Origin of the sequence: Mesorhizobium sp. M0048, from assembly GCF_040323405.1 — a bacterium.
Classification (GTDB): domain Bacteria; phylum Pseudomonadota; class Alphaproteobacteria; order Rhizobiales; family Rhizobiaceae; genus Mesorhizobium.
The window spans coordinates 214,105-227,522 of the sequence record NZ_JAMYUV010000002.1 but is presented as its reverse complement, the minus strand read 5'-3'; the positions used below and the strand labels follow the sequence as shown (position 1 = coordinate 227,522).

The window sequence follows — 13,418 nt, the reverse complement described above, 5'->3', positions numbered from 1 at the left end:
ATCGCCCGCCTTCCGTCGCTGTGGCCTGATGAGCGCTGACCTGGACAGAATTCATCTTGCAGCCTGCTTCGCACCAACGCCGGCCGCCGGCTCGACGGAGGAAATCTCATGCGTAAGCGTGTTGCGGGCGACCTTGAGCCAGGCCCGGCAGCCGCCGCCATGGTACCAGTATTCGCTCATCGGCCCGGCGATGTTGTCGCGCAGATAGACGTAGTCGAACACCTCGTCTTCGGAGGCGCCGGCTGCCGGGCGCGCCGGCTTGGCGTCGCCGAGATAGGTGAACTCGCCGAGTTCGCGTTCGCCGCAGAAGGGACAGACAATGCGCATGCTTCTTCAGCCAGCCTTCAATGCAGGTTCGGTTGGGCGCCCTGGCCCTTTTCGTCGATCATGGCACCTCGCCGAAAGCGGTCGAGGCGGAAGCGGGCAGCCTCCTTGTGCGGCTCGTCGCGCGCCAGCAGATGGGCAAAAACCAGGCCGGAGCCGGGCGTCGCCTTGAATCCGCCATAGCACCAGCCGGCGTTGAGATAGAGCCCGTCGACCGGTGTCTTGTCGATGATCGGCGAGCCATCCATCGACATGTCCATGATGCCGCCCCACTGACGCAGAAGCCGTATCCGGCCGATCATCGGCATCAGCGCCATGCCGCCTTCGCAGACATCTTCCATGACAGGCAGATTGCCGCGCTGGGCGTAGGAATTGTAGCCGTCTATATCGCCGCCGAAGACCAGCCCGCCCTTGTCGGATTGGCTGACGTAGAAATGGCCGGCGCCGAAGGTCATGACATTGGGGATCAGCGGCTTGATCGCCTCGGAGACGAAGGCCTGCAGCACATGGCTTTCGATCGGCAGCCGCATGCCGGCCATCGCCGCGACGCGCGACGAGGAGCCGGCGACCGCCATGCCGACCTTGGCGGCACCGATCCTGCCGCGCGATGTCTCGACGCCGGTCACCTTGCCGCTGCCGTCGCGAACAAAGCCGATCACCTCGCAATTCTGGATGATGTCGACGCCGAGCGCGCTCGCCGCATGCGCATAGCCCCAGACCACGGCGTCGTGCCGTGCCGTGCCGCCGCGTCGCTGCAAAAGCCCGCCCTGCACCGGAAAGCGCGCATTGTCGAAGTTCAGGAACGGCATCATCTTCCTGACCGCGGCGAGGTCGAGCAGTTCGGCATCGATGCCGTTGATGCGCATGGTGTTGCCGCGCCGCGCATAGGCGTCGCGCTGCGCGTCGGAGTGGTAGAGGTTGATGACGCCGCGCTGGCTGACCATGGTGTTGTAATTGAGGTCCTGCTCCATGCGCTCCCAGAGCTTCATCGAAAGCTCGTAGAAGCCTGTATTGCCGGGCAGCCCGTAGTTGGAGCGGATGATGGTGGTGTTGCGGCCGGCATTGCCGGAGCCGATCCAGCCTTTTTCCAGCACGGCGACATTTCTGATGCCGTATTCGCTGGCGAGGAACCATGCCGTCGCCAGGCCATGGCCGCCGCCGCCGATGACCACCACGTCGTAGTGGCTCTTCGGGGTGGCGTCGCGCCAGGTGCGCTGCCAGTTCTTATGGCCGGAAAATGCCGCCCGGGCGAGGGAGAAGATCGAGTATTTCATGAACCTGTTTCGCGCCGGGCGTGCAACAATCCGGATCAGATGTCGAGCGTGTGGTCGCGCTCCCACTGGGTGAAGTGGGAAGCATAGGAATTCCATTCCTGCTGCTTGAGCTTTAGATAGGCCGACGAGAATTCCTCACCCAGCGCCGCCTTGAGCGATTTGTCGTTGTCGAACTCGCGCAACGCGTCGAGCAGGTTGAGCGGCAGCTTCGGCGCGCCCTCCACCGTATGGCCGAACTGGTACATGTCGATATCGTAGCGCCTGCCGGGGTCGGCCTTCGAGCGGACACCGTCAAGGCCGGCGGCGATGATGACGGCCTGCAGCAGATAGGGGTTTGCCGCGCCGTCCGGCAGGCGCAGCTCGAACCGGCCTGGCCCAGGCACGCGCACCATGTGGGTGCGGTTGTTGCCGGTCCAGGTCACGGTGTTCGGCGCCCAGGTGGCGCCGGAGATGGTGCGCGGTGCGTTGATGCGCTTGTAGGAATTGACCGTCGGGTTGGTGATCGCGGCAAGGGCGGAAGCATGTTTCATGATGCCGCCGAGGAAGTTCCGGCCCTTTGCCGACAGGCCGAGCTCCATCGCATTGTCGGCAAAGACATTGGTCTTGCCGTCCCTGTCCCACACCGAGATATGGGCATGGCAGCCATTGCCGGTCAGGCCCTGGAAGGGTTTAGGCATGAAGGTTGCGCGCAGGCCGTGCTTTTCGGCGACCGATTTCACCATGAATTTGAAGAAGGAATGCTTGTCGGCGGTCGCCAGCGCATCGTCGAAGGCCCAGTTCATCTCGAACTGGCCGTTGGCGTCCTCGTGGTCGTTCTGGTAGGCGCCCCAGCCGAGCGCCAGCATGTGGTCGCAGATCTCGGCGATCACGTCGTAGCGGCGCATCACCGCCTGCTGGTCGTAGCAGGGCTTCGACGCCGTGTCATATTCGTCGGAAATCGTCTTGCCATCCGGCGAGATCAGGAAGAATTCGGCCTCGACGCCGGTCTTGATGTGCATGCCGTCGCCAGCGGCCTCGGCGATCAACCGCTTCAGCGTGTTGCGCGGCGCCTGCTCGACCGATTTGTCGTCCATGATGCAGTTGGCGGCGACCCAGGCGACCTCCGGCTTCCAAGGCAACTGGATCACCGAGGCCGGATCTGGCACCGCCAGCATGTCGGGATGCGCCGGCGTCAGGTCGAGCCAGGTGGCAAAGCCGGCAAAGCCGGCACCGTCCCGCTGCATGTCGGCGATCGCCTGCGCCGGCACCAGCTTGGCGCGTTGCCCACCGAACAGGTCGGTGTAGGATATCATGAAATATTTGACGCCCTTTTCCTTGGCGAAGGCGGCGAGATCGTTCCCCATTATAGTTCCTCGCTTACTGGCATTTGGTTGTTTTAGAAGCCGTTCTTGCCCGGTATCCAATTGGTGCCGGCCAGCGGCACGCCGGCCATGGCTGCGGCTTCGATCGTCAAGGCCACAAGATCCTCGGGCTCGAGATTGTGCAGGCTGTTCTTGCCGCAGGCGCGGGCGATCGTCTGAGCCTCAAGTGTCATCACCTTAAGATAATTCGCCAGCCGTCGTCCGGCCGCAATCGGATCGACCCGTTTCATTAGCTCGGGATCCTGCGTGGTGATGCCGGCCGGGTCGCGTCCCTCATGCCAGTCGTCATAGGCGCCGGCGGTGGTGCCGAGCTCGTTGTATTCCGCCTCCCAGCGCGGATCATTGTCACCGAGCGCGACAAGCGCTGCCGTGCCGATCGACACCGCGTCGACGCCGAGCGCCAGCGCCTTGGCGACGTCGGCGCCGTTGCGTATGCCGCCCGAGACGATCAGCTGCACCTTGCGGTGCATGCCGAGGTCCTGCAGCGCCTGCACCGCCGGCCTGATGCAGGCAAGCGTCGGCTGGCCGACGTTCTCGATGAACACTTCCTGGGTTGCCGCGGTGCCGCCCTGCATGCCGTCGACGACGACGACGTCGGCGCCTGCCTTCACCGCAAGCGCGGTGTCGTAATAGGGCCGGGCGCCGCCGACCTTGACGTAGATCGGCTTTTCCCAGTCGGTGATTTCGCGCAGTTCCAGGATCTTGATCTCGAGATCGTCCGGCCCGGTCCAGTCGGGGTGGCGCGAGGCCGAGCGCTGGTCGATGCCTATCGGCAGCGTGCGCATTTCCGCGACGCGGTCGGAGATCTTCTGGCCGAGCAGCATGCCGCCGCCGCCTGGCTTGGCGCCCTGGCCGACGACAACCTCGATCGCGTCGGCACGGCGCAGATCGCGCGGGTTCATGCCGTAGCGCGACGGCAGATACTGGTAGACCAGCGTCTTCGAATGGCCGCGCTCTTCCTCGGTCATGCCGCCGTCGCCGGTGGTCGTCGAGGTGCCGGACAGCGTCGCGCCACGGCCGAGCGCTTCCTTGGCCGGGCCGGACAGCGAGCCGAAGCTCATGCCGGCAATAGTGATCGGGATTTTCAATTCGATCGGTTTTTTCGCGTAGCGCGAGCCGAGCACGACGCTGGTGTCGCAGCGCTCGCGATAGCCTTCGAGCGGATAGCGCGAGATCGAAGCACCGAGGAACAGAAGGTCGTCGAAATGCGGCAGCTTGCGCTTGGCGCCGGCGCCGCGGATGTCATAGATGCCGGTCGCCGCGGCGCGGCGGATCTCGGAAAGCGTGTAGTCGTCGAAGGTCGCGGATTTGCGCGGCGTCGTCGGCGGGTTGCGATAGGTCATTGAGCCTCAATACGCGTCGGCGTTGTCGATATTGAAATTGTAGAGGGTACGAGCCGAGCCATAACGCTTGAACTCCGCCGCCTTGACGCCGGTCACGCCGGCGCGGTCGAGTAAGCCTTGCAGCAATTCGAGATGCTCGGGCCGCATCTCCTTGGCGATACAGTCGGCGCCGAGGCTTTCGACCTTGCCGCGCACGAAAAGCCGCGCCTCGTAGATGGAATCGCCGAGCGCATCGCCGGCATCGCCCAGCACCACCAGATTGCCGGACTGCGCCATGAAGGCCGACATGTGGCCGATATTGCCATGGACGACGATGTCGATGCCTTTCATCGAAATGCCGCAACGCGATGACGCGTTGCCTTCGATGACCAGCAGCCCGCCGCGGCCGGTGGCGCCGGCATACTGGCTGGCATCGCCTTTGACGACGATCTGGCCGGACATCATGTTTTCGCCGACGCCGGGCCCGGCCGAGCCATGCACGGTGATGGTGCCGCCGTCGTTCATGCCGCCGCAATAATAGCCGACGCTGCCGCGCACATCGATGGCGACCGGCTGGTCGAGGCCGACGGCGACCGAATGGCTGCCTCGCGGGTGGAGCACCTCCCAGGCGGTCTCGTTCGAACCGGGCGCCAGATCGTGCAGCGCCTGGTTGAGCTCGCGCAGCGACATTTCGGCCAGGTCGAAGACCCGCGATGCCTGGCCCGGCTCACGCGCCGCCTTGGAGAGGTTGATTGCCGGCATCAGCTCAATGCTCCCAGAAATAGACGGTTGCGGGCTCGGGTTCCCAGACTTTCGCACTGTCTATGCCGGGCAGTTTGGTGAGCGCACGATATTCCGAGCCGAAGGCGACATACTGGTCGGTTTCGGCCATCACGGCGGGCTTGCAGGCGATGGGGTCGCGCACCACGCCGAAACCGTTCTTGGTGCCGACGACGAAGGTGAAAAAGCCGTCGAGATCGCTCAGCGTGCCTTCCAGCGCCTCGCCGAGGTTCTTGCCATGCGCCATCTGCGAGGAGAGATAGGCGGCGGCGACCTCGGTGTCGTTCTCGGTCTCGAATGTCATGCCTTCACGGATCAGCTCGCGGCGGACATTGTTGTGGTTGGACAGTGAGCCATTATGCACCAGGCACTGGTCGGCGCCGGTCGAGAACGGATGCGCGCCCATCGTCGTCACCGCCGATTCGGTCGCCATGCGGGTATGGCCGATGCCGTGCGTGCCGGTCATCTCGCGGACGCCGAAACGGTCGACGACCGCTTCCGGCAAGCCGACTTCCTTGTAGATCTCGACGACGTCGCCGGCGCCCATGATGCGGATGTCGGGGCGCAGCGTCTGGATCGCCTCGCGGGCTTCTTCGATCTTGGCAGGCATCGTCCGGACCACGGCATGCGTCGACTTCGCAGCAATGCTCACCGGCGCGCCGATTGCCTTGGCGAGTTCGGCGTCGAGGCCGCGGAAATCGCGCTCCGGCTTGGCCGACTGGATGGTGATCTTGGCTTCACTGGAGGGCGCGCCATAGATGGCGATGCCGGCGCTGTCGGGACCGCGATCGCTGAGCGAGATCAGCATCTCCGACAGCATCGCGCCAAGCTGGGGCTCGAGCGACTTGTCCTTCAAAAACAGTCCGACGATTCCGCACATGTCAGGCTCCGCGAGTTTGTTCCTCCGAGATGTATCGAATGAGTCCCGGGAATTCAATTGGTATGAAAAAAATTTTCCTGTCGTTATATATCGGTTGAGGCGCCGTCGGCCGCACTATCGCTACGCTGGCCGCCATTGTGAAGCCATTTGGCATAGCGGATGCGGGCGATCTTGTAGGCATCCAGCATCGACAGGGCATAGATCAGGACGCCGCCGGCATGGCGGCCGATGAAGCTGGCATCGGGCGGCGCGATCTTGGCGGTGACCCAGGCCAGGACCACCATGAAGAACAGGAATTGCAGGCCGCGCACCGGCACGCCGAGCACGACATGCCCGCTCGCCGGCAAGACGATCGCAGCGCCGAGAACCAGATAGGGGCTCGGTGGTGCGGGGGAGGTGCTGATCTGGCTGGTCATGCCGCCTGCCGTTCGCTTTGATTGATGGCATCGCGCAGCGCCGAAGCCGACGACAGCAGCCTCTCGATCAGCCCCGGATCGAGCCTGACCGTGCCGAATTCGGCTTGCCGGAATACGCCGTAGCGCGCCCGCTCGGCCTCGGCCAGCAGCCAGACGATGCGCACGCCGTTTGGTGTGATCAGCAGTTCCTTGGCGCGCTCCTCGGCAAAGATATCGAGGTGGTCGGCGATGACGGCTTCGGGGAAGCGCACGCCCTTGCGGTCGCTCCGCAGCACCGCCTCGGCTGGAAATCCGGCGGCCTTCGGCAGTGTATGGACGAGATGATCGAAATTGGAAAAAGTCGTCGGCGATCCCGGCCGCATCATCATGTCGAAAGTGCCTGGTATCACGACCTTTTCGGTGATCGAAACGCTCAGCCAGCGCGCCGGCAGCTTCCTTATCGCCAGCGTGTCGACGATGGTCCGCACCTGCACCCGCCGGCCGTTCCACGAGCCGGCGAAGGTGACGACGCCGGTGGTGCCGTCCGAGACGTTGGCCGCGTCGGGGATGACGGCGCGGACGTCGGCTTCGTCGGCGGCAAGCCCGGTCGAAGCCTTGGCGCGGCTGGCCCGCGCAAGCCAGGTTATGTGGAGGACGAGAGCCAGGGCAACCGCCCCGGCGAGCAATGCTGAGATCACCTAACGCACCTCGTCACGCAAATGCCTGCCCAGACCGGGCGCGCCGTCAGTACCCCTGTGGTTTCGGCCACGGCATGGTGAACTGGGCACCGCGGCGCACGAATTTGTAGCGGTAGAAGTGGAACCACAGCGAAATCAGGAAGTAGAAGGCGACCATGGCGATCAGCTGCGAGCCGAAGCCGAGGAAGATCGCAAAGAAGGTGACCACGCAAAGGCAGAACAAGACGATCGCCGGCAGCGGATGGAAGGGATGGGTGTAGCCGCGGCGGATCGAGCCGAGCGGCCACTTCTTCCTGAACATGATGATGTTGATGCTCATGAAGGTGTATTGCAGCACGCCCGACAGGATCGAGAAGGTGATCGCCTGGTTGAGGTCGGCGATGAAGGCGAAGGCGAGCGCGATCGGCAGCAGGAACAGGATCGAGCGGTAGGGTGTGCGGTATTTCGGATGCACCGCCGAGAACCAGGTCGGCAGATAGCGGTCGCGGCCGAGCGAAAACCAGGCGCGCGCGGCGTCGTTGATGCAGCCATTGGCGGAAGCAAGTGCAGCAAGCAGCGTCGCGATGAACAACAGGTTCTCCAGCAGCGCACTGCCGGTCAGTTTGCCTGCGTCCCACAGCGGATAATAGGTGATGCCGAGATATTCCCAGGGCATCAGCGAGGCGCAGACATACCAGGTCATGGCGGCCGCGATCAGAAGCGTGATCATGCCGGCCATCGTGCCGTAAGGCAGCGAGCGCGCCGGCGAGCGTACTTCCTCGGCCGCCTGCGTGGTGCCCTCGATGCCGAGATAGTACCAGATGCCGAACTGGAAGGCGGCGATGACGCCGATCCAGCCATAGGGCAGGGCGTTGCCGGGGGTGACCAGCTCGTTCAGCTTCAGCACGGCGCCTTGCGTCCACGGGCTGACCGAGAAGAACAGGATGACGATCGAGACATAGGCGATGGCGGTGATGACGAAGTTTACGTTGAGCGTCATCAGCACGCCGCGATAGTTCAGCCATGCCAGCACCACGATGGTCACGGCGATGAAGGAATTGTGGTTGAGTCCCTCGACGCCGGCCTTGGCGACAATGGTGTCGCCGAGCAGGATCGCGTCCGACACTTCGAGCATGGTATAGGCAAAGACCAGGAAAAGCGCGACGTTGAAGGCCATCAGCGGCCCGACAATGTGCTTGGCCTGCGCATATTGGCCGCCGGCGGCGGCAACCGTCGAGGTGACTTCGGAATCGATCATCGCGACCGATGTGTAGAGCAGTCCGACGATCCAGCAGACGATCAGCGCCGCCAGCGCGCCGCCCTTGTCCGCCGCGAAATTCCAGCCGGTGAATTCGCCGACCAGAACGATGCCGACACCGAGCGCCCAGACATGGGCGGGGCCGAGCACCCTGAGCAGTGAAACCCTGTCGCCTTGCACTTGCACCGCTGGTTCAGCCGCGATCGTCATCGTTCAATCCCCCACTCAGATCCGGTGTTTTTCGGACACGGCTTCAAGTTCGCCTTCCCTGGACGAGGTCAGCATCTCTTCGGAATAGGTCGTGTCGATCTTGAACCAGTCGTAGAGCATCCACAGCGCGAGCACGATCGAGATGCCCCAGCATGCGTAAGAGAGTGCCACCCACATGACGATGCTTCCCTATCTATTTGTCGCCGAACTTTTCGTCGATGACGTCGCGGTATTCGCGGTCCGATGCGCGGAACAGAAAGATGAAATAGCCGATCAGTACCGCGGCCATGATGATCAGCGTCGGCCAGTCGATGATGTAGTGGAACCGGTTCTGGATGATGTCGTGCGCGGTTTCCGGCGTGTAGCCGAGCTTTTCCCAGATCGAGGCCATGGTCGGGTTCTGGCCGAGCGCTTCCCACGTCTTGGCGTCGAGCGCGTCGATGGATTTTGCCGCCCCTGCCAGGCCTAGTTTCAGCGGCAGCCACAGCGCGACGAAAATTGCGACCACGACGACGGCGATATCGAAAACCTGTCCGGCCTTGCTCTGTTCGGGCGGTGTATAGCGGGCCATGCGTCTCCCCCCTCAGGACTTGCGGTTGCGGTAGGCGTCGGCATTCTTGATGTCGAGGCCGTAGATGAAGTCCTTGTCTTCCTTGTAGTGATTGACCATCGCCAGGATGGCGGCCGTGTTGAAGATCAGCACGGCGGCCGCGGCGACCGCGACGACGAGCTTGATGCCGGCATCGGGGATGTATGGCCATGTCATGAACAGGACAAAGAGGATCGTCGCCCACAGGCAGACGATCAGGAGCATCGATCCACGCACGTCGGAACGGTACAACGCTTCCACGCGCTGTTGCAGGTCGGACATCGGCTTTCCCCTTTTTCAACGCCGGTCCGGACTGGCCGGTCATTGCTCTCTTTCAAGAGAGTGAAATTTTTTTCATAAAATCCGGCCGAATTCTGGAATTGTCAAGACGATTTTACGCGACGTTAACTGTTTGTTTGATCCGCCGAATTTTGCCTGACAATGAAATTATTTGCTTGCGGGTATTGCAGGCTCCCGGCGTTTGCGATCAATATTCGGGCAACGCTCCCGCCGCTGTGCAGGGAGCAGGGGAAGCAAACGTTTTTCGAAACGGAGGACAAGCGGATGACGGCATCCTGGAGATTTTCGGCGCTTGCGGACCGCCATCGCGCGCTCGGCTCGAAGCTCGAGGACTGGAGCGGCATGGGCACCGCCTGGACCTACGACAAGGACGCCGACGAAGAGTACATCGCCATCCGCACCAAGGCCGGGCTGATGGACGTGTCCGGCTTGAAGAAAGTCCACATCACCGGGCCGCACGCCTCGCACCTGATCGACCTGGCGACGACGCGCGACGTCGAAAAGATCTATCCCGGCAAGTCGGCCTATGCCTGCATGCTCAACGAGGCCGGCAAGTTCACCGACGACTGCATCCTCTACCGCACCGGCCCGAATTCCTGGATGGTCGTGCATGGCTCGGGCACCGGCCATGAAGAGCTGCAGCGCGCTTCCGTCGGTCGCGACGTGTCGCTGCGCTTCGACGACAATCTGCACGACCTTTCGCTGCAGGGGCCGCTAGCCGTGGATTATCTGGCAAAGCATGTGCCCGGCATTCGCGACCTCAACTATTTCCACCACATGCAGACGCAGTTGTTCGGCTTTCCGGTGATGATCTCGCGCACCGGCTACACCGGCGAGCGCGGCTACGAGATCTTCTGCCGTGGCCAGGACGCCGGAACGATCTGGGACAGGATCCTCGACGAGGGCAAGAGCGCCGGCATCATCCCGTGCCGCTTCACCACGCTCGACATGCTGCGCGTCGAGAGCTACCTGTTGTTTTACCCCTACGACAATTCGCAGAAATATCCGTTCGAGAATGAGGGGCCCGGCGACACGCTGTGGGAGCTTGGTCTCGACTTCACCGTCAGCCCGGGCAAGACGGGCTTTCGCGGTGCCGAGGAGCACTACCGCCTGAAGGGCAAGGAGCGCTTCAAGATATTCGGTGTGCTGCTCGAAGGCAGGGAGCCGGCCGACGAGGGCGCACCGGTCTATCGCGACGGCAAGAAGGTCGGCGTGGTGACCTGCGCCATGTATTCGCCGCTGGTCAGGAAATCGATGGCCATCGCCCGGCTCGACGTTGACTGCGCGGTCCAGGGCACCCGGCTCGAGATCCGCAACAGGAGCGGCGCCATCGGCGCAACCGCCGAGCCGCTTCCGTTCGACGACCCGAAGAAGACCAAGCGCACGGCGAAAGGCTGAGGCATACTGCGGGTATGGCAGCAAAAAGCATCATCAGCCGCCCGGTCTATGGGACCCTGTCTCCACAGCCCGGCAAGCACCATCTTTTCGTAGCGGACGCAGAGGGAGCGCTGGCGATTACCGATCTGGCTGCCAAGGCACCGGCGGATTTCTTCGGCGGCGCCCACATCATCTTCATTCCCGGCCGCGACGGTAAATACGCCGAGGCGGTCGAAGCACTGAAGCCGGCGCAGCTCTACCTCGGCCATTCCTTCGCCAGTGCCCTGCCGCGGCTGAAGCAGACGCTGGCCAACGCCCATATGGGCCTCAGGCTCTACCTTGCCGGCACCGAAGGGCTGATCGGCCAGGCCATGCAGGCGGCGCTCGAAGCCGGCATCGACCACACCTCGATCCAGACCGAGCATCGCGGCTCGCTGGCGCGCCGCGTGCAGTGCGTCCATTGCAAGGGCATCACCGAGAACGTCACGACGCAGCCGGCAACCTGTTCGCATTGCGGCCTGCTGCTTCTGGTGCGCGACCACTATTCGCGGCGCCTCGCCGCCTTCCAGGGCGTCTGCATCAACGCCGAGGACCGCAGCGAAATTCCTCCGATCGAGGAGGTCTTTCGATGAGCACCGGCACCACCAAACTCGATGTCGTCGTCAGCGATGTCGTCCCGGTCAACGAGTTGGTGACGCGCTTTCATTTCCGCAGGCGCGACGGCCAGCTTTTGCCGACCTTTTCCGGCGGCGCCCATGTCGTCGTCGAGATGCGCGATGGCGAACGTACCAGGCTCAATCCCTATTCGCTGATGGGCTCACCGCTCGACACCCGCGAATACACCATCTCGGTGCGCCGCGACGATGCTGGTCGCGGCGGCTCGCTGTTCATGCACAGGCAGGTCAGGCCGGGCACGGAGATGGTGGTGAGCTACCCCGTCAATCTGTTCTCGCTCGATCTTCGGGCCAGGAAGCATCTGATGCTGGCCGGTGGCATCGGCATCACCCCGTTTATGGCGCAGACCGCGCAGCTGGCGGCGCAAGGCGGCAATTTCGAATTGCATTACACCTGCCGCACCGCCTCGCTCGGCACCTATGCGGACCTGCTGAGAGAGCGCTACGATCGCCGGGTCAGGCTCTATCACGACGACCGCGACGAGCGCGTCGATCTCGACCGGCTGTTGTCGTCGCAGCCGCTCGGCACGCATCTCTATGTCTGCGGGCCGTCCGGCATGATCGGCTGGGTGCGCGAACGCGCCGCTGCCCTCGGCTGGCCGCCAGAGACCGTGCATTTCGAGCATTTCGCCGCACCCCAGCCCGGCGCGCCCTTCGACGTGACGCTGGCGCTCAGCGGCAAGACGATCCGTGTCGACGAGCAGCAGAGCCTGCTGGAGGCGATCGAGGCGGCCGGCGTCGATCCGCCCTATCTGTGCCGCGGCGGCGTCTGCGGCCAATGCGAGACCAACGTGATTTCGCATGACGGCAAATTCATCCACAACGACCACTGGCTGAGCGAGGAAGACCACCGTTCGGGTTGCAAGATCATGCCTTGCGTCTCGCGCTTCGAGGGCAGGTCGCTGGTGCTGGAAAGATAGGAGGCGAGCTTGGGCATCACCTTTCGCAAGGAAACGTTCCGCGACGACTTCACCTTCAGGAACAGCCCCGAACACATCAGGCGGTTCCCGTTCCCGTTCCATGAAGACAGCTACATGTATGCGGTCAACATCGAGCCGCATGTCGTCGGGCCGAGGGGCAGCGTGCTGGAGAATTTGATCGACGTCGACGAGCACTATGTCGCCGAGATGCAGGACCGCGCTTTGGTGCTGACCGAGGATCCGCTGCGCTGCCAGTCGCTGCCGCACATGACGCTGGCCGGCTGGGATCTGCTCGAACTCCTGATGGAGCAGCAGGCGCTGGGCTATCCCGAGCATTTCACGCTGATCCGCGACGGCGATCGCTGGCGCTGGATCAACCGGCCGCTCGGCATCGACGACAGCTTCACCTTCGGCGACGTCTCGACGCTGCCCTATGGACCGATGGAATATATCACCCGCCAGAGCCAGGGCGATTTCTGCATTCTCGACCAGCGCGACGGCAATCTGTGGATGGATGCCGGCATGGTCACCACCCAGGCCGACTGGTCGCTCGATTTCGACATCGGCATGAACTTCTTCGAATGGCACGCGCCGGTGCCGCTGGCGCATGAGAAGGGGATCTTCGTCCGGGCGCTGAAATTCCTCACCAACATACAGCAGGGTAAGCCGGCGCGCCGGCTGAACTGGACGATGACCATCAATCCGCGCCTCGACACCAGCCCGGAAAATTACCACAAATGGGGTCCGGACCGCGCCACGGTGACGCCGGAAAACGTTGGCGAAAAAGTGCATCTGCGCGTCGAACTGCAGAGTTTCTGGCGGCTGCCGCGCTCGAATGCGATCGTCTTCCCGATCCGCTGTTACCTCATCAAGATGGACGAACTGGTGACGCAGCCGAAATGGGCACGCCGCCTGCACCGCGTCATCCGCGACCTGCCAGACGAACTCGCCAATTACAAGGGCCTGACGCGCTATCGGCCGACGCTGGTCGAATGGCTGTCGAAATTGGATGATGGCAGCTCGACAAGCCCAGGCTTTGGGCCGGATTAAAGCTGCCCGCGAAGCTGCTAATCTCCC

Annotated in this window: 16 protein-coding genes; 4 read left to right on the top strand and 12 right to left on the bottom strand. The window is 63.2% G+C overall.

Features of this window, described 5'->3' with window-relative positions; all coding sequences use genetic code 11:
- Window positions 1-51 precede the first annotated feature (51 nt).
- From NKJ84_RS03340 to NKJ84_RS03285, 12 genes are all read right to left on the bottom strand, one after another.
- On the bottom strand, window positions 52-327 hold the full coding sequence (locus tag NKJ84_RS03340; protein WP_352505310.1) for a sarcosine oxidase subunit delta: 276 nt from the start codon (window positions 325-327) through the stop codon (window positions 52-54).
- 17 nt (window positions 328-344) lie between these two features.
- Window positions 345-1,598 carry a sarcosine oxidase subunit beta family protein gene (locus NKJ84_RS03335; RefSeq protein ID WP_352505309.1) on the bottom strand — a complete coding sequence of 418 codons (1,254 nt, stop codon included), beginning with the start codon at window positions 1,596-1,598 and terminating at the stop codon, window positions 345-347.
- 35 nt (window positions 1,599-1,633) lie between these two features.
- Window positions 1,634-2,941 (bottom strand): type III glutamate--ammonia ligase, encoded by a 1,308-nt coding sequence (glnT, locus tag NKJ84_RS03330; protein ID WP_352476570.1) that lies wholly within the window; start codon window positions 2,939-2,941, stop codon window positions 1,634-1,636.
- 32 nt (window positions 2,942-2,973) lie between these two features.
- The gene (locus tag NKJ84_RS03325) at window positions 2,974-4,302 is read right to left on the bottom strand and encodes an FMN-binding glutamate synthase family protein (protein ID WP_352505308.1); all 1,329 of its coding nucleotides are present in this window, start codon (window positions 4,300-4,302) and stop codon (window positions 2,974-2,976) included.
- A gap of 6 nt (window positions 4,303-4,308) precedes the next feature.
- Entirely contained in the window at window positions 4,309-5,043 is a 735-nt protein-coding gene (locus NKJ84_RS03320; protein WP_352505307.1) for a GltB/FmdC/FwdC-like GXGXG domain-containing protein, read from the bottom strand.
- Between the two features lie 4 nt (window positions 5,044-5,047).
- A complete protein-coding gene (locus tag NKJ84_RS03315; RefSeq protein ID WP_352505306.1) occupies window positions 5,048-5,941 on the bottom strand; it encodes a class II glutamine amidotransferase in 894 nt (297 codons plus the stop codon).
- Between the two features lie 83 nt (window positions 5,942-6,024).
- A complete protein-coding gene (locus NKJ84_RS03310) occupies window positions 6,025-6,357 on the bottom strand; it encodes a hypothetical protein (RefSeq protein ID WP_352505304.1) in 333 nt (110 codons plus the stop codon).
- The gene (locus tag NKJ84_RS03305; RefSeq protein WP_352505303.1) at window positions 6,354-7,034 is read right to left on the bottom strand and encodes a hypothetical protein; all 681 of its coding nucleotides are present in this window, start codon (window positions 7,032-7,034) and stop codon (window positions 6,354-6,356) included. Before NKJ84_RS03305 ends, NKJ84_RS03310 begins: the two co-directional genes overlap by 4 nt.
- Window positions 7,035-7,080: 46 nt before the next feature.
- Window positions 7,081-8,481 (bottom strand): APC family permease, encoded by a 1,401-nt coding sequence (locus NKJ84_RS03300; RefSeq protein ID WP_352505302.1) that lies wholly within the window; start codon window positions 8,479-8,481, stop codon window positions 7,081-7,083.
- Window positions 8,482-8,496: 15 nt separating this feature from the next.
- A complete protein-coding gene (locus tag NKJ84_RS03295; RefSeq protein WP_023673991.1) occupies window positions 8,497-8,658 on the bottom strand; it encodes a hypothetical protein in 162 nt (53 codons plus the stop codon).
- A gap of 16 nt (window positions 8,659-8,674) precedes the next feature.
- The gene (locus tag NKJ84_RS03290; protein ID WP_023673992.1) at window positions 8,675-9,052 is read right to left on the bottom strand and encodes a hypothetical protein; all 378 of its coding nucleotides are present in this window, start codon (window positions 9,050-9,052) and stop codon (window positions 8,675-8,677) included.
- A gap of 12 nt (window positions 9,053-9,064) precedes the next feature.
- Entirely contained in the window at window positions 9,065-9,352 is a 288-nt protein-coding gene (locus NKJ84_RS03285; protein WP_352476575.1) for a hypothetical protein, read from the bottom strand.
- Between the two features lie 282 nt (window positions 9,353-9,634).
- On the opposite strand from NKJ84_RS03285, the gene NKJ84_RS03280 reads away from it, so the two are divergent.
- The 4 genes from NKJ84_RS03280 to NKJ84_RS03265 are packed head-to-tail and all read left to right on the top strand — an operon-like array spanning window position 9,635 to window position 13,391.
- Entirely contained in the window at window positions 9,635-10,768 is a 1,134-nt protein-coding gene (locus NKJ84_RS03280; protein ID WP_352505301.1) for an aminomethyl transferase family protein, read from the top strand.
- A 14-nt stretch (window positions 10,769-10,782) separates the two neighbouring features.
- Entirely contained in the window at window positions 10,783-11,379 is a 597-nt protein-coding gene (locus tag NKJ84_RS03275) for a dimethylamine monooxygenase subunit DmmA family protein (protein WP_352505300.1), read from the top strand.
- A complete protein-coding gene (locus NKJ84_RS03270) occupies window positions 11,376-12,341 on the top strand; it encodes a PDR/VanB family oxidoreductase (RefSeq protein ID WP_352505299.1) in 966 nt (321 codons plus the stop codon). Before NKJ84_RS03275 ends, NKJ84_RS03270 begins: the two co-directional genes overlap by 4 nt.
- A 9-nt stretch (window positions 12,342-12,350) precedes the next feature.
- Window positions 12,351-13,391, top strand: coding sequence for a heme-dependent oxidative N-demethylase family protein (locus NKJ84_RS03265; RefSeq protein ID WP_352505298.1), 1,041 nt, complete (start codon window positions 12,351-12,353; stop codon window positions 13,389-13,391).
- Window positions 13,392-13,418: the final 27 nt, after the last annotated feature.